Source organism: Pseudomonas sp. Tav-5-1A (assembly GCF_055755055.1).
This window is the reverse complement of record NZ_CM146901.1, coordinates 6,460,399-6,486,469: the sequence shown is the minus strand read 5'-3', so window position 1 is coordinate 6,486,469 and position 26,071 is coordinate 6,460,399. Positions and strand designations below refer to the sequence as shown.

Annotated in this window: 22 protein-coding genes; 12 read left to right on the top strand and 10 right to left on the bottom strand. The window is 65.8% G+C overall.

The window, feature by feature from the left end; all coding sequences use genetic code 11:
- Nucleotides 1-41 precede the first annotated feature (41 nt).
- A complete protein-coding gene (locus AC0J42_RS30050; RefSeq protein WP_473004894.1) occupies nucleotides 42-947 on the top strand; it encodes a TauD/TfdA dioxygenase family protein in 906 nt (301 codons plus the stop codon).
- Between the two features lie 77 nt (nucleotides 948-1,024).
- Here the strand turns inward: AC0J42_RS30050 and AC0J42_RS30045 are convergent, their stop codons facing one another.
- From AC0J42_RS30045 to AC0J42_RS30035, 3 genes are all read right to left on the bottom strand, one after another.
- Nucleotides 1,025-2,629: an alkaline phosphatase family protein gene (locus AC0J42_RS30045; RefSeq protein ID WP_473004893.1), complete on the bottom strand. Its 1,605-nt coding sequence runs from the start codon at nucleotides 2,627-2,629 to the stop codon at nucleotides 1,025-1,027.
- A gap of 16 nt (nucleotides 2,630-2,645) precedes the next feature.
- On the bottom strand, nucleotides 2,646-3,695 hold the full coding sequence (locus tag AC0J42_RS30040; RefSeq protein WP_473004892.1) for an ABC transporter substrate-binding protein: 1,050 nt from the start codon (nucleotides 3,693-3,695) through the stop codon (nucleotides 2,646-2,648).
- Between the two features lie 194 nt (nucleotides 3,696-3,889).
- Nucleotides 3,890-4,726: a LysR family transcriptional regulator gene (locus AC0J42_RS30035; protein ID WP_473004891.1), complete on the bottom strand. Its 837-nt coding sequence runs from the start codon at nucleotides 4,724-4,726 to the stop codon at nucleotides 3,890-3,892.
- Between the two features lie 178 nt (nucleotides 4,727-4,904).
- On the opposite strand from AC0J42_RS30035, the gene AC0J42_RS30030 reads away from it, so the two are divergent.
- The 11 genes from AC0J42_RS30030 to AC0J42_RS29980 all read left to right on the top strand — a co-directional run bounded on the left by AC0J42_RS30030 (nucleotide 4,905) and on the right by AC0J42_RS29980 (nucleotide 19,223).
- Nucleotides 4,905-7,256: a TonB-dependent receptor gene (locus AC0J42_RS30030; protein ID WP_416421543.1), complete on the top strand. Its 2,352-nt coding sequence runs from the start codon at nucleotides 4,905-4,907 to the stop codon at nucleotides 7,254-7,256.
- A gap of 17 nt (nucleotides 7,257-7,273) precedes the next feature.
- On the top strand, nucleotides 7,274-8,608 hold the full coding sequence (locus AC0J42_RS30025; protein WP_473004890.1) for an aryl-sulfate sulfotransferase: 1,335 nt from the start codon (nucleotides 7,274-7,276) through the stop codon (nucleotides 8,606-8,608).
- A 227-nt stretch (nucleotides 8,609-8,835) separates the two neighbouring features.
- The gene (locus AC0J42_RS30020; RefSeq protein ID WP_416421541.1) at nucleotides 8,836-9,651 is read left to right on the top strand and encodes an energy transducer TonB; all 816 of its coding nucleotides are present in this window, start codon (nucleotides 8,836-8,838) and stop codon (nucleotides 9,649-9,651) included.
- A gap of 27 nt (nucleotides 9,652-9,678) precedes the next feature.
- On the top strand, nucleotides 9,679-10,404 hold the full coding sequence (locus AC0J42_RS30015) for a MotA/TolQ/ExbB proton channel family protein (RefSeq protein ID WP_416421540.1): 726 nt from the start codon (nucleotides 9,679-9,681) through the stop codon (nucleotides 10,402-10,404).
- 1 nt (nucleotide 10,405) lies between these two features.
- Nucleotides 10,406-10,807, top strand: a complete 402-nt coding sequence (locus AC0J42_RS30010) for an ExbD/TolR family protein (protein WP_416421539.1) — start codon at nucleotides 10,406-10,408, stop codon at nucleotides 10,805-10,807.
- A gap of 293 nt (nucleotides 10,808-11,100) precedes the next feature.
- Complete coding sequence (locus AC0J42_RS30005; RefSeq protein WP_416421538.1) at nucleotides 11,101-11,682, top strand: alpha/beta hydrolase; 582 nt, start codon at nucleotides 11,101-11,103, stop codon at nucleotides 11,680-11,682.
- Between the two features lie 54 nt (nucleotides 11,683-11,736).
- Nucleotides 11,737-12,687, top strand: a complete 951-nt coding sequence (locus AC0J42_RS30000; RefSeq protein ID WP_473004889.1) for a sigma 54-interacting transcriptional regulator — start codon at nucleotides 11,737-11,739, stop codon at nucleotides 12,685-12,687.
- 158 nt (nucleotides 12,688-12,845) lie between these two features.
- Nucleotides 12,846-13,628: a MetQ/NlpA family ABC transporter substrate-binding protein gene (locus tag AC0J42_RS29995; RefSeq protein WP_416421536.1), complete on the top strand. Its 783-nt coding sequence runs from the start codon at nucleotides 12,846-12,848 to the stop codon at nucleotides 13,626-13,628.
- Between the two features lie 389 nt (nucleotides 13,629-14,017).
- The gene (locus AC0J42_RS29990) at nucleotides 14,018-15,109 is read left to right on the top strand and encodes an efflux RND transporter periplasmic adaptor subunit (RefSeq protein ID WP_416421535.1); all 1,092 of its coding nucleotides are present in this window, start codon (nucleotides 14,018-14,020) and stop codon (nucleotides 15,107-15,109) included.
- The gene (locus AC0J42_RS29985; RefSeq protein ID WP_473004888.1) at nucleotides 15,106-16,176 is read left to right on the top strand and encodes an efflux RND transporter periplasmic adaptor subunit; all 1,071 of its coding nucleotides are present in this window, start codon (nucleotides 15,106-15,108) and stop codon (nucleotides 16,174-16,176) included. The genes AC0J42_RS29990 and AC0J42_RS29985 overlap by 4 nt, the downstream gene beginning before the upstream one ends.
- Nucleotides 16,173-19,223: an efflux RND transporter permease subunit gene (locus AC0J42_RS29980; RefSeq protein WP_473004887.1), complete on the top strand. Its 3,051-nt coding sequence runs from the start codon at nucleotides 16,173-16,175 to the stop codon at nucleotides 19,221-19,223. The genes AC0J42_RS29985 and AC0J42_RS29980 overlap by 4 nt, the downstream gene beginning before the upstream one ends.
- A 389-nt stretch (nucleotides 19,224-19,612) precedes the next feature.
- Here AC0J42_RS29980 and AC0J42_RS29975 read toward each other — a convergent pair whose 3' ends face one another.
- The 7 genes from AC0J42_RS29975 to tcyN all read right to left on the bottom strand — a co-directional run bounded on the left by AC0J42_RS29975 (nucleotide 19,613) and on the right by tcyN (nucleotide 26,069).
- A complete protein-coding gene (locus AC0J42_RS29975; protein ID WP_473004886.1) occupies nucleotides 19,613-20,245 on the bottom strand; it encodes a class I SAM-dependent methyltransferase in 633 nt (210 codons plus the stop codon).
- 40 nt (nucleotides 20,246-20,285) lie between these two features.
- The gene (locus AC0J42_RS29970; protein ID WP_473004885.1) at nucleotides 20,286-20,930 is read right to left on the bottom strand and encodes a methionine ABC transporter permease; all 645 of its coding nucleotides are present in this window, start codon (nucleotides 20,928-20,930) and stop codon (nucleotides 20,286-20,288) included.
- Nucleotides 20,920-22,038, bottom strand: coding sequence for a methionine ABC transporter ATP-binding protein (locus AC0J42_RS29965; protein WP_473004884.1), 1,119 nt, complete (start codon nucleotides 22,036-22,038; stop codon nucleotides 20,920-20,922). Before AC0J42_RS29965 ends, AC0J42_RS29970 begins: the two co-directional genes overlap by 11 nt.
- Before the next feature lie 2 nt (nucleotides 22,039-22,040).
- Entirely contained in the window at nucleotides 22,041-22,832 is a 792-nt protein-coding gene (locus AC0J42_RS29960) for a MetQ/NlpA family ABC transporter substrate-binding protein (protein ID WP_416421529.1), read from the bottom strand.
- A 105-nt stretch (nucleotides 22,833-22,937) separates the two neighbouring features.
- Complete coding sequence (locus AC0J42_RS29955) at nucleotides 22,938-24,263, bottom strand: LLM class flavin-dependent oxidoreductase (protein ID WP_473006916.1); 1,326 nt, start codon at nucleotides 24,261-24,263, stop codon at nucleotides 22,938-22,940.
- A gap of 138 nt (nucleotides 24,264-24,401) precedes the next feature.
- Complete coding sequence (locus AC0J42_RS29950) at nucleotides 24,402-25,109, bottom strand: hypothetical protein (protein WP_473004883.1); 708 nt, start codon at nucleotides 25,107-25,109, stop codon at nucleotides 24,402-24,404.
- 216 nt (nucleotides 25,110-25,325) lie between these two features.
- Nucleotides 25,326-26,069, bottom strand: coding sequence for an L-cystine ABC transporter ATP-binding protein TcyN (gene tcyN / locus AC0J42_RS29945; RefSeq protein ID WP_473006915.1), 744 nt, complete (start codon nucleotides 26,067-26,069; stop codon nucleotides 25,326-25,328).
- Nucleotides 26,070-26,071: the final 2 nt, after the last annotated feature.

Here is a 26,071-nt window from a genome sequence, read left to right as displayed (position 1 = left end):
AGAACTAATGCTTATATGCATAGAGAGAAGAGGGCCCAACCATGAGCACAGCCACACTCGCCACGAACCCCACCGCCGTTGCGCTGGATATCCACCCGGTTGCCGGCCGCATCGGCGCCGAGATCCGCGGCATCCAGCTGGGCGCCGACCTTGACGCTGCCACCGTCGAGGCCATCCAGGCCGCGCTGGTGAAGCACAAGGTGATCTTCTTCCGTGGCCAGGCCCACCTCGACGACCAGAGCCAGGAGGCCTTCGCCCACCTGCTCGGCGAGCCCATCGCCCACCCCACGGTGCCGGTGCGTGACGGCACCCGTTACCTGATGCAACTGAGCGGTGCCGACGGCCAGCGCGCCAACTCCTGGCACACCGACGTGACCTTCGTCGATGCCTACCCCAAGGCCTCCATCCTGCGCTCGGTGATTGCCCCGGCAGCCGGTGGCGACACCGTGTGGGCCAACACTGCCGCGGCCTACAACGACCTGCCGGCGCCCCTGCAGGAACTGGCCGACAAGCTCTGGGCGGTGCACAGCAACGAATACGACTACGCCGCGGCCAAGCCCGACGTCTCGGCAGAAAAGCTGGAAAACTACCGCAAGGTGTTTACCTCCACCGTGTACGAAACCGAGCACCCGGTGGTGCGCGTGCACCCCATCAGCGGCGAGAAAACCCTGCTGCTGGGGCACTTCGTGAAGCGCATCAAGGGCTACAGCGCCAGCGATTCGGCGCACCTGTTCGGCCTGCTGCAAAGCCACGTGGTGCGCCTGGAAAACACCGTGCGCTGGCGCTGGAGCACCGGCGACGTGGCCATCTGGGACAACCGCGCCACCCAGCACTACGCGGTGGATGACTACGGCACCCAGGAGCGCATCGTGCGCCGCGTGACCCTGCAGGGCGAAGTGCCGGTGGGCGTGGCGGGGCAGCGTAGCGTGACCACCCGCGGGGCCTAAAGGCGACGCAGCCTTCGGCAGCTGCTACGGGATCTGCGTAGCAGCGGCCGCCAGGCCGCGTCGAGGACCGGCGCGGTCTACCAAACGCCGATAGGCACCAGCTTCTCCTCCTCAGGCTCGCCATAACGGAAGCGCTGCCCACGCACATCAATCTCGCGATTGCTGATGGTGGTGCGGCGCTTCAAGCCGCGCAGCCAGTCAAACAGATACCCCTGATGCTGCTCCCGCACCCCGGCCAACGCCGGGTCGGTGCCCAGGTCGTGCAGTTCCTGCGGGTCATTCGCCAGGTCGAACAGCTGCGGCCGGTGGCCGTCGTAGGCCAGGTACTTGTAGCGTTCGCTGCGCACCATGTACATGCGGCAGCGGTCGATGGCCTGGCCCAGCCGCTCGCGGGCCGGGGCCTGGAAGGCGTAGTCGTATTCGGCCACGGCGAAGTCGCGCCAGGCCGGCTGCTGGCCGTGCAGCAGCGGGATCAGCGAGCGGCCCTCCAGGCGGTGGTCGGCCGCCGGCAGGCCCAGGGCGTCGAGGAAGGTGGGCAGGGCGTCGATGGTCTCGGCCAGGCGCGGGTCCACGGTGCCACGGGTGACGTCGGCGGCGGCACGCGGGTCGCGCACAATTAGCGGCACGCCCACGGCCGGCTCCAGCAGGAATTCCTTTTCGCCCAGGTAGTGGTCGCCCAGGTAGTCGCCATGGTCGCTGGTGAAGACGATCAGGGTGTCATCCCAGCGGCCGTTGGTTTGCAGGAAGTCGAACAGCCGGCCTAGCTGGTCGTCCACCTGCTTGATCAGGCCCATGTAGGTGGGGATCACGTTGAGGCGCACTTCCTCGCGGGAGAAATTGCGGCTTTCCTCGTGCTGGCGGAAGGCGTTGTACACCGGGTGGTCGTTCTCCTGGCCAGGCTGTGGCAGCACGGCGGGCACTACCTGGTCCCTGCCATACAACGCGTGGTACGGCGCAGGCGCAATGTAGGGCCAGTGCGGCTTGATGTAGGACAGGTGCAGGCACCAGGGTTGTTCAGCCTGCTCGCTGATGAAATCGATGGCGCGGTCGGTGGTGTACACCGTTTCCGAGTGCTGCTCGGGCACGCGGGCGGGCAGGTGGGCGTTGCGCATCTTCCAGCCGCTGAGAATCTCGCCGTTGGCGCCCTCGGCGGCGTTGGCCCAGTCGTGCCAGGGGTTGCGGCCAGCGTAGCCGAGCTTGCGCAGGTAATGGGTGTAGGGCGCGCCTTCGCGCTTGCCGTCGAAGATCGGGTCGTCGGGGAACAGGCCGTCGTGGCGCACGTAGGGTTCGAAGCCCACCTCGTTCAGCTGCTCGGCCTGGGCGCTGTCGGGCGCCATGGCCAGGCGTTGCTGGGCGTCGGTGTTGGGCGTGGCGTGGGTCTTGCCCACCAGCGCGGTGCGAATGCCGGCCGGGCGCAGGTAGTCGCCGATGGTGAATTCGTCCAGCGGCAGCGGCACGCCGTTCCAGGCCACCTGGTGGCTGCTGACGTAGCGGCCGGTGTAGGCCGACATGCGCGACGGCCCGCAGATGGTGCCCTGGGTGTAGGCGCGGCTGAAACGCACGCCGGCGGCGGCCAGGCGGTCGATGTTGGGGGTGTGCAGGTGCGGGTGGCCGTAGCACGACAGGTAGTCGCGGCGCAGTTGGTCGCACATGATGTACAGCACGTTCTTGATCGCGGTCATGGTCGGTACCTGGGTATCAGAGGGCTTTGCCGGTGGCGTCGAAAGCGGGCCACAGGGCGTCGAGTTTCTGCTGCTGCACCGCGGCGTCGACGAAACGCGGCTCTACCCAGTCGGTGGCAGTGAAGGGGCGGCGGATCAGGCCCAGGGCCTTGGCCTGGTCGACGCTGTCCTGCAGGCTGGCGCGCAGGAAGGCGTCGATGCGTGGCGAGTCGCGGAACTTCAGGTCGTCGCCGGCGCTTTCCTGTTCGAACAGCTGCGCCGGGATGGCGCTCTGCTCAGCCATCAGCTGGTTGTAGGGCGCCTGGTTCTGCGGCTCGGTGAGGTAGGCAGCGTTTTTAACCAGCACGTTGATCAGACGCTGGGTCAGGTCGGGGTGCTGGTCGATGAACGCCTGGGTGGCGACAAGGCCGGCCTGGGTGGTGGCCAGGCGCGGCAGCTGCTTGGTGCTGAGCGGGAACTGCACGCCTTGCTGGCCCAGGGCGAGAATGCCCATGCCCGACCAGGTGGCGTCGATCTGGCCGCTGGCCAGGGCCGCGCGGGCGGCGCTCCAGTCCAGGCTGATGATCTGCAGGTCATGTTCCTTCAGGCCCTGGGCGGCGAGGGCGCGGGCGAACGACAGCTGGTCGGCGGTGCCGCGGTACACGGCCACGCGCTTGCCCTTGAGGTCGGCGAGGCTGTGGATGTCGCTGCCGGCGCGGGTGGCCAGGTACATGTTGTTGCCGCGGGCGCCCAGCAGCAGGCGGGTCTGCAGGCCGCTGGAACGGCCAATGATGGCGGCCAGGTCGCCCAGCCAGGCGAAGTCCAGCTGCTGGTTGGCCAGGGCTTCGTTGACCGCGGGGCCGGCGCCCTTGAAGAAGTGCCACTCCACCTTCACGCCATCGGCGGCGAATTCGTTTTCCAGCTGCTTCTGGATATGCGCCAGGCCCACGGGGCCGGCAATGAACGGCGCGCTGCCGGCGCCCTGGTCAGGCGTGCCGATGCGGATGGTGACGGGGTCGGCCGCCTGGGCGTGGCCCAGCAGGCCGGCCAGGACGATGCCGAGCAGTGGTTTGAAAAACTTTTTCATGGGCCTTCCTGATTGCGCAAGTCACTGAAATAGCGACTATTTCGCGATCGGGAAGGGCCAGTCGGCAAGCGCATTCAATGAATACTTTGTATGCATTGCCTGCATACGATTCGCCTTTGATCCTGTGGGAGCTGGCTTGCCAGCGAGTTGTTGGGGCCAAAAAGCTCGCTGGCAAGCCAGCTCCCACGAAGCACCTACACCGCCAGGTTCTGGATGTCGTAGGTGGTGCCGCCCTCATCGCGCTCATCCACCAGCTTGATCTCCTCGATCATCGCTTCGGCCAGCGGCGACAGCCGGTAGCCCGCGCGGCTGACGATGGCGTCCGAGCGCAGCACCACGCTGAGCAGCGCATAGCTGCTTTCGCATTCCACGTTGGGGGCAAAGTCCGGGCGGCCACTGAGGTCGGCCAGCACCTTGCGCAGGTTCGGCGGGCGCAGGGTGGCAGCCAGCGGGTAGCTGAGCAGTTGCTCGGCCGTGACCCATTCCTGCTGCGCCAGCGGGTGCCCGGCGCGGCAGCAGAAATGCCATTTGCGTGGGCGCAGGCGGTGGGTGTGGTAGTCCGGGTCGGCCTCGAACTGGCGGGTGTCGGCGACGAAGAATTCGAACTCCTCGCTGAGCAGGCGCTTGCTCAGGCTGTGCCAGTCATCCACGTGGAAATGCACCCGCGCCCTGGGGTAGCGGCCAATGAAGCTGCCGACCGCCGCCGGCACCAGCCAGGAGGCCGGTGCCGGGCCGCAGCCGAAGCGCAGCTCGCCGGCCTCCAGGCCATTGAACTGGCTGATCTCGTTGCTCAGCTGGCGCGCGCCGCTGACCAGCCGCCGGGCGTGCTCGAGCACTACCTGGCCCTGCTTGGTGGGCGGCAGGTCCTTGCGCCCGCGGTCCACCAGCTGGCAGCCCACGGCGTGTTCCAGGGCCTGGATGCTACGGCTGAACGCCGATTGCGACAGGTTCACGGCCACGGCGGCGGCGACGAAGCTGCGGTGTTCGGCGAGCGCGATCAGGTGGCGAAGTTGGCGCAGGTCTATATGCATTTTTCACATTAAAAGTATCGGGCAAATGCATTTGCTATGCATCCAGTGCACTCCTTATAAAGGCAATCACTTATGCAGTAAATCTCTAGAAAAACATATGCAAATAACTGAAGGGAATATGAGGAGTGGTCGGCACATCGAATGCCGGCCCCCCGTTCCCTCACCAAGGAGCCGTGCCATGAGTCGTCAGTCACCCCCTGCAGCGCCCACTTCAGCCAGGCGTCTCAAGCGCTTGCCGCTGGCCATGCTGTTGGCCGGCAGCGCCGGTTTTTCCCTGGCCCACGCGGCTGACGACCCCACCCAGGCCAGCGCCGCAGCGGATGATGGCACCCACCTCAAGACCGTGACCGTGACCGCCCGGCGCCGCGAGGAAAGCGCCCAGGACGTGCCCACGCCGATCAGCACCGTCGACGGCAGCACCCTGGAAGCCCAGCACGTGTACCGCATCCAGGACCTGCAGCAGCTGGTGCCCAGCGTCAACGTGGCGTTCATGCACGCGCGCCAGTCCAGCGTGTCGATCCGCGGCCTTGGCAACAACCCCGCCAGCGACGGCCTGGAAGGCAGCGTGGGCCTGTACATCGACAACGTCTACCTGGGCCGCCCGGGCATGGCCGTGTTCGACCTGATGGACATCGACCAGCTGGCGGTGCTGCGCGGCCCGCAGGGCACGCTGTTCGGCAAGAACACCACGGCGGGGGTGATCAACATCACCACCCGTGCGCCCAGCTTCACCCCCGAGCGCACCATCGAAAGCTCGGTGGGCCAGCACGGCTACGTGCAGACCAAGGGCACCATCTCCGGCCCCATCACCGATGAGCTGGCCGGGCGCCTGTCGGTGTACCGCAGCGACAGCGGCGGCACCATCACCAACGAAGACAACGGCCACAAGCTGGGCGGCGGCGAGCGCGACGGCCTGCGCGGGCAGCTGCTGTTCAAGCCCAACGAAGACTTCAGCCTGCGCGCCATCGTCGACTACAACGAGGAAGACTCCAGCTCTGGCACCCGGACGCTGTTCAACACCGGGCCGACCGTCAACGGCTCCAACCTCTACGAAACCCGCGCGGCGGCGGCGGGCGCCACGCTGGTGGAGCCGGGGTCACGCAAGGTCAACCTGGATGGCAGCCAGCACGTGACCGTGCACCAGGGCGGTGGCTCGGTGGAGGCCAACTGGAAGCTGCCGAGCGACTTCACCCTGACGTCGATCAGTTCCTATCGCTTCTGGAACTTCACCCCGCGCAACGACGACGGGCTCAACGTGCCTGCCGCCTACAACGCCGGTGTGTCGGTGGAAGACAAGCAGTGGTCCCAGGAATTTCGCCTGGCATCGCCCACCGGCGGGGCATTCGACTACGTGCTGGGTGGCTACTACTTCGGCTCGAAGACCGACAACAAGTCGTTCTCCTACTACGGGCCCAAGGCCGATATCTGGAACGGCACCGCGACGGGCGCGCTGGCCAACGTCACCAGCATTGGCCGCGGCCACATCGACACCGACAGCTTCGCGCTGTTCGCCCAGGGCACCTGGCACCTCACGCCCAAGCTGGACCTGACCGCCGGCGTGCGCGGCACCTATGAAGAGAAGAGCGCTTGGGTGGAGCGCGACGCCCCGGTAGGCGGCGCCGCCGTGACCGGCGCTGCCCTGACCGCGCGCAACGGCCGCGCCGGCGCCTACAACTCCGGCGACCTGAGCCTGTACAGCGCCAGCCCCTCGGGCATGGTCAACTTGAGCTACCACTTCACCGATGACCTGATGGGCTACGCGACCCTGACCCACGGCGAGAAGTCCGGCGGCGTCAACCTGGCCGTCGGCAGCGCGCCCACCGCCGGCGCCGACTCGCTGCTGATTGGCGCCGAACGCGCCAACGACGCCGAGTTGGGGCTCAAGAGCACCCTGTGGGACCGCCGCCTGTTGCTCAACGCCAACCTGTTCTGGACCACGGTCAACGGCTACCAGGCCAACGCCTACGACTCGGCCAACCGCGTCTCCTACCTGACCAACGCCGGCACCGTGCGCTCCCGCGGCCTGGAGCTGGATGGCACGGTGCTGCCGCTCAAGGGCCTGACCCTTAACTTCAACGGCGCCTACAACGACGTGCGCTACATGTCCTACAAGGACGCCCCGTGCCCGCCGGAAGTCAGCGAGCAGGCCGGTGCGCCAGCCTCGTGCAGCCTGTCCGGGCACCAGGTGGTGGGCGCCTCGAAGTACACGTTCAACACCAACGGCGAATACAAGTGGAACTGGGACAACGGCCTGGAAGAGTACGTCACCGGCAGCTATTCGTACCGCTCCCACGCCGTGGGTACCCTGGAAGATTCCGCCTACGCGCAGATCCCCGGCTACAGCTTGGTCAACCTCAGCACCGGTTTTCGCGGCAACCTCGGCCAGGGCCAGTGGGACGTCTCGCTGTGGCTGAAGAACGCCTTCGACAAGACCTATTACACCACCCTGTGGGCCGAGGGTAACGGCGGCTACAGCGGCATCCTTGGCGACCCGCGCACCCTGGGCGTGACCGCCCGCTACGACTTCTGACAACAAAGGACGTGATCATGAAAGCCTTCAAGACAGCGTTGCTGGCCAGTGCGGTGTTCGCCAGCGTGGCCCAGGCCGCACCCAGCGTGTACCCCACCGGGGTGACCCGCTACGACCCGGCCAAGGCCTACAACCAGTACGTGATTTTCGCTGGTGCCGACAAGCAGACCCACCTGATCGACATGGACGGCAACGAGGTGAAAAGCTGGCCGCACAACGGCTTCCCGTCGGCCATCATCAACCCCAGGCTGGTAGGCGGCGAGCGCGGCCACGTGCTGCTGCAACTCAGCGACAAGGCGCCGGGCCCGTTGGGGGCGGCCGGCAACGGCCTGGCCAACCAGAGCGTCGGCGAGCTGGACTGGAGCGGCAAGGTGGTGTGGCAGTGGGGCGACAAGGCCCCCGGTGGCGCCGCCCAGCAGCACCATGACCAGCGCCGCCTGGGCAACGGCAACACCCTGGTGCTGGCCAACAAGGTGCACAAGGTGGCCGGCTTCAAGGTGCCGCAGCTGATCGACGACGTGGTGTACGAGGTAGATCCGCAAGGCCAGGTGAAATGGCAGTGGCTGGCCAGCGACCACCTCACCGAGTTTGGCTTCACCCCGGCGCAGTTGAAGCTGGTGCGCGCCACCGACAACCCCGACTACCTGCACATCAACAACCTCAGCGTGGTAGGGCCCAACAAGTGGTTCGACGCCGGCGACAAGCGCTTCGCTCCCGATAACCTGCTGCTGGACTCACGCAACTCCAACTTCATCGCCATCATCGACAAGGCCAGCGGCAAGGTGGTGTGGCACCTGGGCCCGAACCTGCCGACCCTCAACCCCAAGACCGCCCAGCAGGTGCCGCGGCCGTTGGACCAGTTCGTTGGCCAGCATGACGTGCACATCATCCCGGCCGGGCTGCCAGGCGCCGGCAACCTGCTGGTGTTCGACAACCAAGGCACCGCCGGCTACCCCTCGGCGCCCCTGGGCCTGACCCCGGGCTCGCGCGTGCTGGAGATCGACCCCATCAAGCAGCAGGTGGTGTGGCAATACACCGCCGCCAGCTCGAAACAGCCTTCATGGGCGTTCTACAGCTCGTTCATCAGCAGCGCCCGGCGCCTGCCCAACGGCAACACGCTGATCGACGAAGGCATGAACGGGCGCTTCTTCCAGGTCACCGACAAGGGCGAGATCGTCTGGGAGTACGTGAGCCCCTACCAGGGCAAGGCACCGGGTAGCGACGCCATCAGCAATTGGGTGTACCGCGCCCTGCCGGTGGCCTACGACTGGGTGCCCGAAGGCACGCCCCACGCCGAAACCGCCGTGCTGGCCCCCGACGCGGCGCTGAAAAACGCCAGCGCCAGCCGCTGAAAGCCATGCCTTGGGAGAATATTTTCAATGCCCCCAAGGCATCGGCTTCCGAGCGCTCTGCTACAGGCCTTGCAGGGCAAGGGCCGAAGCAAAACCAGGGTTCTGCATATTCCATATAGGTCTATGTATAACTTTAAAGATTACTTTCAGAGCTAAGCGTGGGGCGTCGATGATTCGCCTCGCGAGGCCTCCCTCGCACTATCGCTGAAGACCGCAGGAGTACAACAATGGGCAATGTCCAGACCGCAGCCAGTGCACCCCAGGCGCTACGGCGCCAGGCACCGGGCGGCGAGTTGGTCGACCTGGGCCGCGCGCACCGTGCGCCGCTGGCCCAGTCGCGTCTGCACACGACCCCCAAGGGTGTACTGAGCCGGCGTGAAGGGATTGCGCTGGGCGTGTTTGCGCTGGTGCTGCATGGCGCGGTGATGTACTGGCTGAGCCAGGAACCGCTGGCCGCGCTGCCGATCAAGCCGCCAGAAATCCCGCCAATGACCATCGAGTTTTCCCAACCGGCACCGCCGGTGGTTGAAACGCCTCCGCCACCGCCGCCACCGCCCGTGGCGCAGCCGGTAGAGCCGCCGCCACCGGTCGAGGACGAGCTGGCCACCAAGCCGCCGCCCAAGCCCAAACCCAAGCCCAAGCAGGTCGCCAAGCCGCTGCCCAAGCCCGTGCCGAAGCCGGTGGAACAACCGCCAGCGCCGCCACAGCCGGTTGCCGCGCCGACGCCACCGGCACCGCCTGCACCCCCCGCACCGAAACCGGTAACCCCGGCCTCGGCGAACGCCGGTTACCTGCACAACCCGGCGCCCGAATACCCGGCCCTGGCCATGCGCCGCAACTGGGAAGGCACCGTGCTGTTGCGGGTGCATGTGCTGGCCACCGGCAAGCCCGGCGAGATTCAGATCCAGAAAAGCAGTGGTCGCGACCAGCTCGATGACGCCGCGCTTGCCGCCGTCAAACGCTGGAGTTTCGTACCGGCCAAGCAGGGCGATGTCGCCCAGGACGGCTGGGTCAGCGTGCCCATCGACTTCAAGATCCGCTAATTCGCGCTAACACAAGGAATACACATCATGAGTACTTTGGCTTCCCCATTTGCCTCCATCGAAGGCGCGGTAATCTGGCTGTTGATCGTCTTCTCCGTCGCCACCTGGGGCCTGTTCCTGGCCAAGGGCGCGCAGTTCGGCCGCCTGAAGAACCAGGACCGCAAGTTCCACAAGCAATTCTGGGCGGCGTCGAGCCTGGATTCGGCCGCCGAACTGACCGTGACCCAGCCGGGCGCCGCCGCCCGCGTCGCCCAGGCCGGCTACGCCGCCATCCAGGTCGGTGAGCCCGGCCATGCCGCGGACCTGAGCCAGGCCATCAACCACCAGGACCGCCTGGAGCGCGCCCTGCGCCAACAGATCGTGCGTGAGCGCCGTTCCCTGGAAACAGGCCTGGCGGTGCTGGCGAGTATCGGTTCCACCTCGCCCTTCATCGGCCTGTTCGGCACCGTGTGGGGCATCATGTCCGCCCTGAAAGGCATCAGCGCCGCCGGTTCCGCCAGCCTGGAAACCGTGGCCGGCCCCATCGGCTCGGCCCTGGTGGCCACCGGCGTGGGTATCGCCGTCGCCGTGCCGGCGGTGCTGGTCTACAACTACTTCCTGCGCCGCCTGAAGCTGACCGTGGCCGACCTCGACGATTTCGCCCACGACTTCTACAGCCTGGCCCAGAAGAGCCAATTCCGCGTGCTGCTGCACCCGGCCCTGACCAAGACCGTCCAGGGCGGTGCTGGCCAGAAAGTGAAGGAGGCGTCCTGATATGGCCTTCTCTACCCAGGACAGTGATGAGGTACTGAGCGAGATCAACGTCACGCCGCTGGTGGACGTGATGCTAGTGCTGCTGGTGGTGTTCATCGTTACCGCGCCGCTGCTCACCAACTCGATCCCGATCAACCTGCCCAAGACCGACTCGGTGGCGCCGGTTGAGCAGAAAGACCCGCTGGTGGTGAGCATCGACGGTGGCGGCAAGTTCTTCATCAACAAGGACGAAGTGCAGCCCGACCTGCTGGAGTCGAACCTGGAGGCGGCCAAGGCCAAGAACCCGGACCTGCGCGTGCAGCTGCAGGCCGACGACGGCGTGGGCTACGGCAAGGTGGCGGGGGCCATGGCGTCGATTGAAAAGGCGGGCATCACCAAGCTGTCGGTGATTACCAAGCGGTGATGTTCTCAGTGGTTTCTTGGGTCGCTCCTCAGGCAGGGGGCGGCCCTTTTTTTTGCGCCTGTGGGCACCACACAACCCGTAGCCGCTGCCGAAGGCTGCGCTGGCCCTACTGCGTGCAGGAGATTTTCAGTGAGGCACAGGGCCAGCGCAGCCTGCGGCAGCGGCTACGAGGCGGCTTGGGCCAATTTTCTTATATCGTTATAAGTTATTAATAAATAGCTTCTTATTCCTTAACGAATATATGACCCGCCCCTATACTGACCTCAACGCAAACGATGCAGGAGGCGTATGCCATGCGCAACGAGTCGATCCGCTACCTGATTGTGCCGGGCTGGCAAGGTTCCCCCCAGGACCACTGGCAAAGCCACTGGTGCAACAGCCTGCCCAACAGCGCGCGGGTAGAGCAGGCCGACTGGTTGGCGCCGCAACGCCAGGACTGGGTGGCCGCCCTTGAGCAGGCCATCAGCGCCAGCACCGATCCGGTGATCCTGATTGCCCACAGCCTGGGCTGCATCACCGTGGCCCACTGGGCCGCGCAGGCACCGCGGGCGCTGCTGCGCCGGGTCCAGGGCGCCTTGCTGGTGGCGCCGGCCGATGTCGAGCGCCCGGCGTGCTCGCCGGCGCTGCGCAACTTCGCCCCCGTGCCCACCCACTTGCTGCCGTTCCCCAGCCAGGTGGTCAGCTCCGACAACGACCCGGCCGTAAGCGTGCCGCGCGCCATGCAGATGGCCCGCGACTGGGGCGCCGAGGCTGGCATCCTGGCGGGCGCTGGGCACATCAATGTCAAGTCCGGCCACCAGCGCTGGGAGCAGGGTTTCGCCTACCTGTACCGCCTGCAAACCCGCCTGCAGGCCCACGCGCTGCGCAGCGCCTGACCGCCATTTATTCGAAAAACGCCCGGGCCCATGCGCCCGGGCGGGAGTATTGCCATGAGTCATCCTGAACATTTCGGCCAGCCGCTGCTGACCTTCCCCGAAGCCGACAAGAGCCCCCTGAGCATCCGCGCCAAGGCGCTGGTGTTCGTCGACCCGCGCTCGCGGCAGCTGCGCCAGGAGCTGGAAAGCCTGGCGCCGCGCAGCCTGCCGGTGCTGATCCATGGCGAGACGGGCACCGGCAAGGAGCTGCTGGCCCGGCATATTCACCGCGCCAGCGACCGCGCCGGGCTGTTCGTGTCGGTGAACTGCGGCGCTATCAGCCCCACCTACGCCGACGCCGAACTGTTCGGCTACAGCGCCGGGGCTTATAGCGGCTCGGCCAGCAGCCGGGCAGGGTGGTTCGGTTCGGCCAACGGCGGCACCCTGTACCTGGACGAGATCGGCGACCTGCCGTTGCCTATTCAATTGAAGCTGCTGGCAGCGCTGGAAAACCACGAAGTCACCCGCGTCGGTGCCCAGCAGCCAAGCCCGGTGGACGTGCGCCTGGTGGCCGCCACCAGCATCGACCTGGCCCAGGCCGTGGCCGCCGGCAAGTTCAACGAGCGGCTGTTCCATTACCTGGGCGAAGGCCGCCTGGTGCTGCCGGCCCTGCGCGAACGTCCGGGGGACATCCTGTCGCTGGCCGAATATTTCGTCGGCATCTACAGCGCGCGCCTCAACCTGCCGGTGCCGTTGATCAGCGAAAGCGCCCAGCTGCTGCTTGAGCGCCACAGCTGGCCGGGCAACACCCGCGAGCTGGAAAACATCATTCATTTCGCCCTGCTGGTCAGCAGCGGCGACGAGATCCTGCCCGAGCACCTGAACCTGCCGCTGGTGGCCGAACCGCTGGCCGACATCGAGCGGCAGATTGCCGAACTGCTCGACGAAGGCTCTGGCTCGGCCCTTCAGGGCCTGAAAGCGTTGCTGGAGCGCAGCGCCTTGCGTGTGGCGCAACAGATCGGCTGAGCCATGCGTGGGGCGCCGACATGGCCAATTGCCTGGAAATGACGAAAAAGGCATAAGCAGTGAAATAAAAGATATTGTCTTGGTATAAAAAATATCGGTATTGTCCGCCCCAAGCCGGCCAAATACGCAGCTGGCACCTTATTGATCAAGGACATTGCATGAAAAAGGCTCTGCTGTTCACTGCCCTGGCCGCCGCCCTGACCATGGGTGTTGCCAACGCCAACGAGAAGCTGGTGGTCGCTGCTACCCCGGTCCCGCACGCTGAAATCCTGGAGCTGGTGAAACCGGTCCTGGCTAAAGAAGGCGTGGACCTGGAAATCAAGGTCTTCACCGACTACGTGCAGCCCAACGTGCAGGTTGACCAGAAGCGCCTGGACGCCAACTACTTCCAGACCCTGCCGTACCTGAAGAACTTCAACGACGGCAAGGGCACCCACCTGGTGACCGTGGTCGGCGTGCACGTGGAACCCTTCGGCGGCTACTCGAAGAAGATCAAGTCGCTGTCCGAGCTGAAAGACGGCGCTACCGTTGCCATTCCGAACGAAGGCAGCAACAGCGGCCGCGCACTGATCCTGCTGCAGAAAGCCGGCCTGATCACCCTGAAAGATCCGAAGAACGCCCTGGCCACCCCGAAAGACATCGCCGAGAACCCCAAGCACCTGAAGTTCAAGGAGCTGGAATCGGCCATGCTGCCACGCGCCCTGGACCAGGTTGACCTGGACATGATCAACACCAACTACGCGCTGGACGCCGGCCTGAACCCGGCCAAGGACGCCCTGGTGATCGAAGGCGCCGACTCGCCGTACGTGAACTACCTGGTTGCCCGCCCGGACAACAAGGACAGCGACGCCATCAAGAAACTGGCCGCTGCCCTGACCAGCCCGGAAGTGAAGGAATTCATCGCCAAGAAATACAACGGCGCGGTACTGCCGGCGTTCTGATCGCCAGCTGAGCTGCACTGCAAAAACGCCGACGGCTTACACAGCGTCGGCGTTTTTTATTGCCTGCGCCGTCACGCGGCGCCTGGGACGCGGCCTGCGGCCGCTGCTACGGGGATTATTGCGCGGCGCAGGGCCGCCAGCAGTTTGATCACGTCCTGGGGGTCGAGCTTTTTCACGGTGTTGTTATTCATTATTGGACTTCCTTGGCACGGGCAGAAAGTTTTCGAGTACGCCCGTGCGAAAAAGATCCCACCCGGGGTGAAAAATCCTCGAACAAGTTTTCAGCGGATGACCGCACGTACATGGCAGTTGTCCGCACGATGAACACTGAGCTACCCTCACGGCTCATAATAAATCTGAGCTAAAACAGCGCACGCAAAGGAGCCTGCATGGCTGCTCTTCGGTTGGGTTGGGTGTTGGGTGCTTGCCTTGCGGCAACCCTGGCCGGTTGTGGGCAGGGCAAGCCGGAGGAACCGCAGCGGCCCAGGGTGAAGGTGCAGACGGTGCAGAGCACCGACTTTGCCGCGCCCGTGAGCCTGACCGGCGATATCCAGGCGCGGGTGCAGACCCAGCTGTCGTTCCGCGTGGGTGGCAAGATCATCAAGCGCATGGTCGACGTCGGCGACCGCGTCAGCGCCCGCCAGGTGCTGGCCCAGCTCGACCCCAAGGACCTGCAGACCAACGTCGACTCGGCCAAGGCCGCGGTGTTCGCCGAGCAGGCGCGGGTCACCCAGACCCAGGCCGCTTTCGTGCGCCAGCAGAAACTGCTGCCCAAGGGCTACACCAGCCAGAGCGAATACGACTCCGCCCAGGCCGCGCTGCGCAGCAGCCAGAGCGCCCTGGCCGCCGCCAACGCGCAGCTGGCCAGCGCCCGCGAGCAGTTGAGCTACACCGACCTGATCGCCGAGGCGCCCGGCATCATCACCGCCCGCCAGGCCGAAGTCGGGCAGGTGGTGCAGGCCACCGTGCCGATCTTCAGCCTGGCCCGCGACGGCGAGCGCGACGCGGTGTTCAACGTCTATGAGTCGCTGTTCGTGCAGCCCGCCGGCGACCAGCAGGTGCCGGTCAGCCTGGTCGAAGACCCGAAGGTGAAGACCACCGGCAAGGTGCGCGAGGTGACGCCCGCGGTGTCGGCACAAACCGGCACCCTGCAGGTGAAAGTGGCGCTGGCCGGCCTGCCGCCGGGCATGAACCTGGGTTCGGTGGTCAGCGGCACCCTTAGCGGGCCGGCCAAACCCAGCATCGAACTGCCCTGGTCGGCCCTGACCAAGGACGGCAGCGACCCGGCCGTGTGGCGGGTGGACGCGCAGAACAAGGTCAGCCTGAAGAAAGTCACCGTCGCCCGCTACCTCACCGGCAAGGTGGTGGTGGGCGACGGCTTGCAGGATGGCGACAAGATAGTGGTGGCCGGGGTGCAACTGCTGCACCCGGACATGCAGGTCGAAATCGCTGCCCAGGCCACTGTCGAGGAAAAGCCATGACCCGCGCATTGACCTCGCTGTGCCTGTGCCTGGCGCTGCTGGGCTGCTCGAAGAATGAACCGCCGCCCGAGCCGGTGCGCCCGGTGCTGTCGGTGCAGATCACGCCGCAGAACATGGAGCAGCTGGGGCGCTTCGCCGGCACCATCCAGGCGCGCTACGAAAGCACCCTGGGCTTCCGGGTGTCCGGGCGCATCGCCCGGCGCGCCGTGGACGTGGGCAGCGAAGTGAAGGCCGGCGACCTGCTGGCCACCCTCGACCCCACCGACCTGCAGAACCAGGTGCGTTCCACCCAGGGCGACCTGGCGCGGGTGCAGGCGCAGTGGATCAACGCCCAGGCCGACGCGCGCCGCCAGCAGGAGTTGTTCGACCGTGGCGTGGGCGCCCAGGCGCAACTGGACGTGGCCCAGACCAACCTGAAAACCACCAAGGCGTCGCTGGACCAGGCCCAGGCCTCGGTCAGCCAGGCCAAGGACCAGCTCAACTACAGCGAACTGCGCACGGACCACGACGCCGTGGTCACCCACTGGAACGTCGAGGCTGGCCAGGTGGTCAGCGCCGGCCAGGAAGTGGTGACGTTGGCGAGGCCCGATATCAAGGAAGCGGTGATCGACCTGCCGTCGTCCCTGGCCGAACAGCTACCGCCCGGCGTGACCTTCACCGTCGCCGACCAGCTGGAACCGAGCATCAGCACCACCGCCACCCTGCGCGAACTGGAACCCCAGGCCGACAGCGCCACGCGCACCCGCCGCGCGCGCCTGACCCTGGCCGACACGCCGCCGGCGTTCCGCCTGGGCACGGCCATTGGCGTGACCCTGAGCACCGCCATCGAACCCAAGGTGGAGCTGCCGCTCAGCGCTATCCAGGAGGCCGAGGGCCAGTCGCGCATCTGGGTCATCGACCTGCAGAACCACACCGTGGCGCCGCGGGCGGTGCACGTCATCAGCCGTGACCAGGACTCGGTCATTGTCAGCGCCGGGGTACAAGCCGGCGAGCGCGTGGTCAGCGCCGGCGTCAACAGTCTCAAACCGGGGCAGAAGGTCAAAGTGGACGAGGGCAGCAAGCAATGAAAGGAAGCTTCAACCTGTCCGACTGGGCGCTGAAACACCAGTCCTTCGTCTGGTACCTGATGTTCGTGGCGCTGCTGATGGGGGTGTTTTCCTACCTCAACCTGGGCCGTGAGGAAGACCCCAGCTTCACCATCAAGACCATGGTCATCCAGACCCGCTGGCCGGGCGCCACCCAGGACGAAACCCTGTTGCAGGTCACCGACCGCATCGAGAAGAAGCTCGAGGAGCTGGACTCCCTCGACTACGTGAAAAGCTACACCCGCCCCGGCGAATCCACCGTCTTCGTGTACCTGCGCGACACCACCAGCGGCAAGGCCATCCCGCAGATCTGGTACCAGGTACGCAAGAAGATCGACGACATTCGCAGCAGTTTCCCCCAAGGCATCCAGGGGCCGGCGTTCAATGACGAGTTCGGCGACGTGTACGGCTCGATCTATGCCTTCACCGCCGACGGCCTGAGCATGCGCCAGCTGCGCGACTACGTGGAGCAGGCCCGCGCCGAGATCCGCCAGGTGCCGGGGCTGGGCAAGATCGAAATGATCGGCGCCCAGGACGAGGTGCTGTACCTGAACTTTTCCACCCGCAAGCTGGCGGCCCTGGGCATCGACCAGCGCCAGGTGGTGCAGGCGTTGCAGGCGCAGAACGCGGTGACGCCGGCCGGGGTGATCGAGGCCGGCCCCGAGCGCATTTCCGTGCGCACCAGCGGCCAGTTCGCTTCCGAAAAGGACCTGGCGGCGGTGAACCTGCGGCTCAACGACCGCTTCTACCGCCTGGCCGACGTCGCCGACATCCAGCGCGGCTACAGCGACCCGCCCACGCCGATGTTCCGCTTCAACGGCCAGCCGGCCATTGGCCTGGCCATCGCCATGCGCGACGGCGGCAACATCCAGTCGTTCGGCAAGGCCCTGCACCAGCGCATCACCGAGATCACCGCCGATATGCCGGTGGGCGTGGGCATCCACAACGTCTCCGATCAGGCCCAAGTGGTGGAAGAGGCCGTGGGCGGCTTCACCAGCGCCCTGTTCGAGGCGGTGATCATCGTGCTGGTGGTGAGCTTCATCAGCCTGGGCGTGCGCGCCGGGCTGGTGGTGGCCTGCTCGATCCCGCTGGTGCTGGCCATGGTCTTCGTGTTCATGGAATACAGCGGCATCACCATGCAGCGTATCTCCCTCGGCGCGTTGATCATCGCCCTGGGCCTGCTGGTGGACGACGCCATGATTACCGTGGAAATGATGGTCACGCGCCTGGAAATGGGCGAGACCAAGGAGCAGGCGGCGACGTTCGCCTACACCTCCACGGCCTTCCCCATGCTCACCGGCACCCTGGTGACGGTGGCGGGCTTCGTGCCCATCGGCCTCAACGCCAGCTCGGCGGGGGAGTACACCTTCACCCTGTTCGCGGTCATCGCCGTGGCCATGCTGGTGTCCTGGGTGGTGGCGGTGCTGTTCGCGCCGGTGCTGGGCGTGCACATCCTCAGCACCAACGTGAAGCCGCACTCCAGCGAGCCGGGGCGCATTGGCCGGGTGTTCAACAGCGGCCTGCTGTGGGCCATGCGCCACCGCTGGCTGACCATCCTGATCACCGTGGGGCTGTTCCTGCTGTCGGTGTTCTGCATGCGCTTCGTGCAGAACCAGTTCTTCCCCTCGTCCGACCGGCCCGAGGTGCTGGTGGAGCTGAACTTGCCGCAGAACTCGTCGATCAACGAGACCCGCAAGGCGGTGGACAAGCTGGAGGCCAGCCTCAAGGACGACCCGGACATCGCCCGCTGGAGCACCTACATCGGCCAGGGCGCGATTCGTTTCTACCTGCCCCTGGACCAGCAATTGGAGAACCCGTACTACGCCCAGCTGGTGATCGTCAGCAAGGGCCTGGACGAGCGGGCGGCGCTGATGGACCGCCTGCGCAAGCGCCTGCGCGACGACTTCGTGGGCATTGGCAGCTACGTGCAGACCCTGGAGATGGGCCCGCCGGTAGGCCGGCCGATCCAGTACCGGGTCAGCGGCAAGGACATCGACCAGGTGCGCAAGCACGCCATCGACCTGGCCACGCTGCTGGACCAGAACCCGCACATCGGCCAGATCATTTATGACTGGAACGAACCGGGCAAGGTCCTGCGCATCGACATCAACCAGGACAAGGCACGGCAGCTGGGGCTGTCCTCGGAAGACGTGGCCAAGCTGATGAACACCATCGTCAGCGGCACCGCGGTGACCCAGGTCAACGACGACATCTACCTGATCAACGTGGTGGGGCGTGCCGAAAACGCCGAGCGTGGCTCGCCGGAAACCCTGCAGAACCTGCAGATCGTGACGCCCAACGGCGTGTCGATTCCGCTGCTGGCGTTCGCCACCGTGCGCTATGAACTGGAACAACCGCTGGTGTGGCGCCGCGACCGCCACCCTACCATCACCATCAAGGCCTCGGTGCGCGACCAGATCCAGCCCACCGACCTGGTCACCCAGCTCAAGCCCACCATCGACCAGTTCGCCAGCAGCCTGCCGGTGGGCTACAAAGTGGCCACCGGCGGCACCGTCGAAGAAAGCGGCAAGGCCCAGGGCCCCATTGCCCGCGTCGTGCCGCTGATGCTGTTCCTGATGGCGACCTTCCTGATGATCCAGCTGCACAGCGTGCAGAAGATGTTCCTGGTGGCCAGCGTCGCGCCCCTGGGGTTGATCGGAGTGGTGGTGGCGCTGGTGCCCACCGGCACGCCCATGGGCTTCGTGGCCATCCTCGGCATTCTGGCGCTGATCGGCATCATCATCCGCAACTCGGTGATCCTGGTGACCCAGATCGACATCTTCGAGAAGGACGGCTACACCCCGTGGGACGCCGTGGTGCAAGCCACCCAGCACCGCCGCCGGCCCATCCTGCTGACCGCCGCCGCAGCCAGCCTGGGCATGATCCCCATCGCCCGCGAAGTGTTCTGGGGCCCCATGGCCTACGCCATGATCGGCGGCATCATCAGCGCCACGCTGCTGACGCTGCTGTTCCTGCCGGCGCTTTATGTGGCTTGGTACAAGGTCAGGGAGCCGAAGAAGACGGCGTGATGTACCCGCAGCCTTCGACAGCGGCTATGGAGTAGACATAATTTGATACCTAGTCAGCCCAGTGTTGTTGTTGCGGTGGAGATGGCCTCCGATCAACATTGCGGCTGGTTACGAGACAGCAGAAAATTTATCGGCGGTGCTGCGCAGGCCTGTTTCAGCAGGACCATATGAAGGGAAATCGCAGATGCAAGGTTGTTTTGCTTCGGTGCAAAAGACTTATTTGCTAGGCCGTCCTTCCTCGTAGCCAGCCACGTACGATGTAGCCGCTGCCGTCAGGCTGCGCTGGCCGGCATTGCAAACTCTGATTCTTGGGTGTAGTCAGGGGCCAGCGCAGCCTTCGGCAGCGGCTACGGGACTTCGGCATTTGCCTGCACCTGTAGCAGCGACCGTCAGGCGGCGTCCTTGCGCCACACGCTGGCCAGCCAGGGTTGCTGCTCACGCGGCAACCCTGTGGGCCGGTAGTAGTGTTCAAGCTCCACGAAACCGGCCTCGGCCAGCACTCGCCGCCAATTCTCCAGATCGTGGTAGGCGCCATAGCGCGGGCCTTTCCAGCCTTCCTGGTTGTTGCCGCGGGGGTTGGAACTGAACAGCACGCCGCCCGGTTTCAGCGTGGCGTGCAGTTGGCTTAGCACCCGTGGCAGTTCCTGGCTGGGGATGTGGAACAGCACGGCGTTGGCGAACACGCCGTCGAAGCGTTCGGCGGGCAGTTCCAGATCGAGGAAGTTCTGCTGCCACACCTCGCAGCCGCTGTCGGCACGGGCCATTTCGGCGAAGCGTTCGCTGCCGTCAAGGCCGATGGCGATATGGCCCAGGCGGGTGAAGGTGCGCAGGTCGCGGCCCGGGCCGCAGCCGAAATCGAGGATCTGCGCCGGCGCCGGCACCTGCAGGTGGCGCAGCAGGGCGTCGATGTTCTGGCTGACGTCGTGGTCGCGGGTGCCTTCGCGGAAGCTCTCGGCGGTCTGGTTGTAGTTGCCCAGGGTGGTCTGGGTGATCTGTTGCAGGGCCTGGGGGTCGAGTTTCATCGCGGTCGCCAACGGAAAAGGTGATGACCACGATGATACCTCAGCGCTTGTTCAACACCTTCGCCAGCCGATCACCGCCAAACTGGATGAACGCCACCAGCACTACCAGCAGCACGATCACCGTGAGCATGATCTGCGAGTCGAAGCGCTGGTAGCCGTAGCGGTAGGCAATGTCCCCCAGGCCGCCGGCACCGATGGCGCCGGCCATGGCGGAGGAGTTGATCATGGTCACCAGGGTAATGGTGAAGCCGCCGACGATGCCCGGCCGCGCCTCGGGCAGCAGCACGTGCCAGATGATGTGCCAGCGCCGGCAGCCCATGGCCTGGGCCGCTTCGATCAGGCCATGGTCGACCTCGCGCAGGCTGACTTCGGCGATGCGTGCGAAGAACGGCGTGGCGGCAATGGCCAGCGGCACCACGGCGGCCCACACGCCGTAGGTGGTGCCGACGATCAGGCGGGTGAAGGGAATCAGCGCCACCATCAGGATCAGGAACGGTACCGAGCGGAACAGGTTGACGAAGGCGCCCAGCACGCGGTTCACGGCGGGCGCTTCATAAATGCCGCCCCTGCTGCTGGTGACCAGCACCACCGCCAGCGGAATGCCCAGCACCAGGGCGATGAACGAAGACACGCCGACCATCAGCAGCGTGTCGAGAATCCCTTGCAGCAGCCGTTCAGCCCACATAACCCAGCACCTCCACGCGGTCGGCCCACAAGGCCGCGCGTTCGATCAGTTGTTCACGGGCCAGCGGCGAGTGCGCCACGGCAATCACCAGCTGCCCCAGGGCGCGACCCTGGATGCGTTCTACGCCGCCTTGCAGCAGGCTGACGCGGCCGCCCAGGCTGTGGAACAGCGCCGACAGGTCGGGCTCTTCGCCGTCGCTGCCGTTCAGGCGCAGGCCCAGCACCAGCGCCGCGGCGGCAGAGCCGGGTTGTTCCTGGATGCGCGCCTGCAGTTCGGCCGGCAGCCCAAGTTGCAGCGGCGCCAACAGGGTCTTGCTGACCGGATGCTGCGGGTCGCCGAACACCTGCCACACCGGGCCTTGCTCCACTACCTGGCCTTGCTCAAGCACCACCACGCGGTCGCAGATGTCGCGGATCACCGCCATCTCATGGGTGATCAGGATGATCGTCAGGCCCAGGCGCTGGTTGATGTCGCGCAGCAGCGCCAGGATCGATTCGGTGGTCTCCGGGTCCAGCGCCGAGGTAGCCTCGTCGCACAGCAGGATGGCCGGGTCATGCACCAGCGCGCGGGCGATGCCCACCCGCTGCTTCTGCCCGCCCGACAGCTGCGCCGGATACACGTGGTGCTTGTCGGCCAGGCCCACCAGGTCCAGCAGTTCGGTGACCTTGCGGTGACGCTCGGCCTGGCTCATGCCGGCTACTTTCAGCGGCAGCTCGACGTTCTGCCACACGGTCTTGGCCGACATCAGGTTGAAGTGCTGGAAGATCATGCCAATGCGCCGACGCAGCTGCACCAGGCGGTCTTCGTCGAATTCGCCTATATCCACCTGGTCGATCAACACCCGGCCAACGCTGGGTTGCTCCAGGCGGTTGATGGTACGGATCAACGACGACTTGCCGGCGCCGCTGCGGCCAATGATGCCGAAGATCTCGCCACGCTGGATGTTCAGGTCAATGCCTTGCAGCGCTTGCACCGGACCGTGCTGGCCCTGGTAGGTCTTGCCCAGGCCGATGAAGCGCACATGGGCGTTGGCCAGTTCCGGGTGCAGCTGGGTGCGCTCGGCGCTGGCCGGCGGGCGGGTTGCAGTCAGGCGCTGGGCGCTGCTCATGGTCAGCCTCCCCAGCCGGTCTGGTACAGCTTGCCGTAGGTCTTGTCCAAGGCGGCGCGGACCACCGGCGAGTGCTGGTAGATATCGACGAACTTGGCCAGGCGCGGGTCGGCCTTTTCCTTGGGCTGGATCACGAACTGGATCACGTATTCAGGGTGGTCGACGCCGTCGAACAGCAGCGCCGACTCGGCGTCGAAGGTCTTGGCCAGGCGGATGTAGGCCGGGTAGCCCTGCACCAGGTCGGCGTCATCGTAGGCGCGCACCAGCTGCACGGCTTCCACCTGCAGGATCTTCAGGTGCTTGGGGTTGGCGGTGATGTCGTCCTCGGTGGCCTTGTAGCCCACGCCGTCCTTGAGGCTGATGAGCTTGGCCTTGGCCAGCAGCTGCAGGCCGCGGCCGCTGTTGATCGGGTCATTGGCGATGGCCACGGTGGCGCCGTCGGGCAGCTGGTCAAGGCTCTTGTACTTCTTCGAGTACAGGCCGACGTTGTTGATGATGCCGGGGGCGTAGGGCACCAGGTCGAAGCCGGCGGCGGCCTTGGCGTTTTCCAGGAACGGGATGTGCTGGAAGTAGTTCACGTCGATATCGCCGGCCGCCAGGCTGACGTTGGGCGCGATCCAGTCGGTGAACTCCACCAGTTGCACCTTCAGGCCTTGCTTGTCGGCCTCGGCCACGGCGGCCTCCAGCGGGATGGCGAAGGCGGCGGTGGTGCCGATTTTCAGCGGCGCGTCGGCAGCATGGGCAAGCCCCGTGGCCAGGCCGAGCGCGAGCAGCAGGGTGGTGAGTTTTTTCATGTCAGTTCTTCCGGAATTCATCTGGATTCTGTGGGAGCTGGCTTGCCAGCGAGCTTTTGGCGGCCTCAAAAGCTCGCTGGCAAGCCAGCTCCCACAGGTACGTAGTCAGGCAGCAGGGTGTTTGAATTCGCTGGCGATGTGGTTGTGGGGCAGGCGCGGGCCGTGCTCGAAGAGTTTTTCGCGCAGGGTGCCGTCGCCGTACGCGGTCTTGTAGCGCCCGCGTTGCTGCAGTTCCGGCACCACCAGGTCGATGAAGTCCACGTAGCTTTCCGGGGTGACCGTGCGCGCCAGGTTGAAGCCGTCCAGGCCGGTCTCGTCGATCCAGGCAATCAGCTGGTCCGCCACCTGCTGGGGTGAACCGACCAGGGTGATGTAGCGGCCGCCCAGGGCGTGCTGGTCCAGCAGCTTGCGGCGGGTCCAGTCGTTGTTCTGCAGGTTCTTGGTGGCCGACTGGATGGCGTTGCTTTTCACGTACTGGATCGGCTCGTCGAGCGCGTACTGGGCGAAATCGATACCGGTGGAGCTGGCGAAATGCGCCACGCCGGCCTCGGCGCTGGCGTATTGCAGGTATTCGGCGTGCTTGGCGTGGGCGGCTTCCTCGGTGGCAGCGACAATCACTGTCAGGCCCATGAACACCTTGATGTCCTCGGCGCGGCGGCCGGCCGCAGCGGCGCTGGCGCGTACCTTGTCCACCTGGGCGCGGGTAGCCGCCTTGGTCTGGCCGCTGATGAACACACACTCGGCGTGGCGGCCGGCGAACAGCAGGCCGCGGTCCGAGGCGCCGGCCTGGAACAGCACCGGCGTGCGCTGGGGCGAGGGCTCGCACAGGTGGTAGCCGTCAACCTGGTAGAACTCGCCCTGGTGCCGCACCTTGTGCACCTTGCTTGGCTCGGCGTACACCCGGCGTGCCGGGTCGTTGACCACGGCGTCGTCTTCCCAGCTGCCTTCCCACAGCTTGTACAGCACCTGCAGGTATTCGTCGGCCTGGTCGTAGCGGCGGTCGTGCTCGGCCTGCTCGCTGAGGCCCATGGCCTTGGCGGCGCTGTCCAGGTAGCCGGTGACGATGTTCCAGCCCACGCGGCCACGGCTCAGGTGGTCGAGCGTGGACATGCGCCGGGCGAACAGGTAGGGCGGCTCGTAGGTGAGGTTGGCGGTCAGGCCGAAGCCCAGGTGCCGGGTGACGGCGGCCATGGCCGACACCAGCAACAGTGGGTCATTGACCGGCAGCTGGATGGCCTCGCGCAGCGGCACGTCGACGCTGTGCTGGTACACGTCATACACGCCGACGATGTCGGCGATGAACAGCCCGTCGAACAGGCCGCGCTCCAGCGTCTTCGCCAGCTCGGTCCAGTATTCGATTGTCTTGTACTGGCTGGAGGTGTCGCGCGGGTGTGTCCACAGGCCGTGGTTGATGTGCCCTATGCAGTTCATGTTGAAGGCGTTGAGCAGGATCTTTTTACCGGTCACCAGATAGTCCTCGGCGGAATAGCGCCGCGTTGTCGCGGCGGAAAATGCGCAGGTCCGGTGGTCCGGTTCATATACCCTAATCGTGTATAAAGTTTAAATATACTAACCTTTAGAAATATCAATAGAAGTGGCGTCGCGGTACACCCGCACCTGCCGGGCAGGGGCCCAGCCAGACGGGTTGCCGACCCGGTCGAGGATGCAATAGGTGGCTTCCAGGTGGTCGTCCTGGCCGGCTTCGCGGATGACCTTCTTGGGGATGCGGCCGCTCACCGGCAGCCCCACCTGGCTTGGCAGCAGGGGCGGCAGGTCCAGGCGCAGGTCGCCCCAGCGCAGGGTCAGGCAATCCAGCGCAGCCATGTGCTGCCAGGGCTCGACACTGAACGGCACGCCGCGCTTGAGGGTGTTCAGGCAGACTGCCTCGGGCAGTTCCAGCGGGGCGAGGAACTGGTTTTCCTCGGCGCCGTGCAACGGGTTGCCCGGGCACTGCAGTTTCACGCTGAAGGCCAGCGCCGGTGAGCGTTGCGCCTGATACCCCACGCGCAGCACCCGGTAATACAGGTGCGCCTCGCCGTTCAGGGCGAAGCTGGCCGGGATCGGCAGTTGCAGGGTGCGGCCGGGCTCGCCGGGCTGCACGACGTGGGCGGTGACAAAGCAGCTGTTCCAGAACAGCTCCAGCAGGTCGCCCTGGTCCATGTGTTCCCAGGGTTCGATGGCGGCGCACAGGTGGCGGCTGGCATGCAGGCCGAGGCCGTGGTTGGCCAGCAGCGGCAGGGCAGGGGGCAAGAGTTCAGATCCGTTGAACAGGCGCATGGCGATTCTCCTTGAAGGCCGGCGTCCTTCATAGGTGCTCGCTAGGGTGGGGTCAAGGTGGGGGGATTGCCGTTGGTTGCGTTCAGACGGTTCCTACAGGCAGTACCCCAAACGCGTAGCCGCTGCCGTAGGCTGCGCTGGCCCTCGCGTTCACCGGAGATTTTCAGTGAGGCAAAGGGCCAGCGCAGCCTGCGGCAGCGGCTACGGGGGTAGCGTTTACCCGGCCAGGAACTTGCTGAGGAATTGCCTGGTGCGTTCTTCGCGCGGGTTGGCGAACAACGCTTTCGCCTCGCCCTGTTCCACGATCACGCCCTTGTCGAAGAACACCACACGGTTGGCCACGTCACGGGCGAACGCCATTTCGTGGGTGACGATGATCATCGTGCGCTTTTCTTCGGCCAGGCTGCGAATGGTCGCCAGCACTTCGCCCACCAGTTCCGGGTCCAGCGCCGAGGTGGGTTCGTCGAACAGAATCACCTCCGGCTCCATGGCCAGTGCGCGGGCGATGGCCACCCGTTGCTGCTGGCCACCGGACAGCCGGCGCGGGTAGGCGTCTTCCTTGCCCGCCAGGCCGACCTTGGCCAACAGCTTGCGGCCCAAGGCCTCGGCCTGGGCGCGCGGGGTCTTCTTGACCACCACCGGGCCTTCAATCACGTTTTCCAGCGCGGTGCGGTGCGGGAACAGGTTGAAGTTCTGGAACACGAAGCCCACCTGCTGGCGCAGGCGCCGAATCAGCCCTTGTTGCTGGGCGATGCGGCTGCCATCGATCTCGATGTCACCCATGCGAATCCGCCCGCTGTCCGGGGTTTCCAGCAGGTTCAGGCAGCGCAGGAAGGTTGTCTTGCCCGAGCCGCTGGGGCCGATGATGGCCACCACCTCACCGGCATCCACCTGCAGGTCGATGCCCTTGAGCACGGCGTTGCCGTTGAAATGCTTGGTCAGTTTTTCCACCACGATCATGG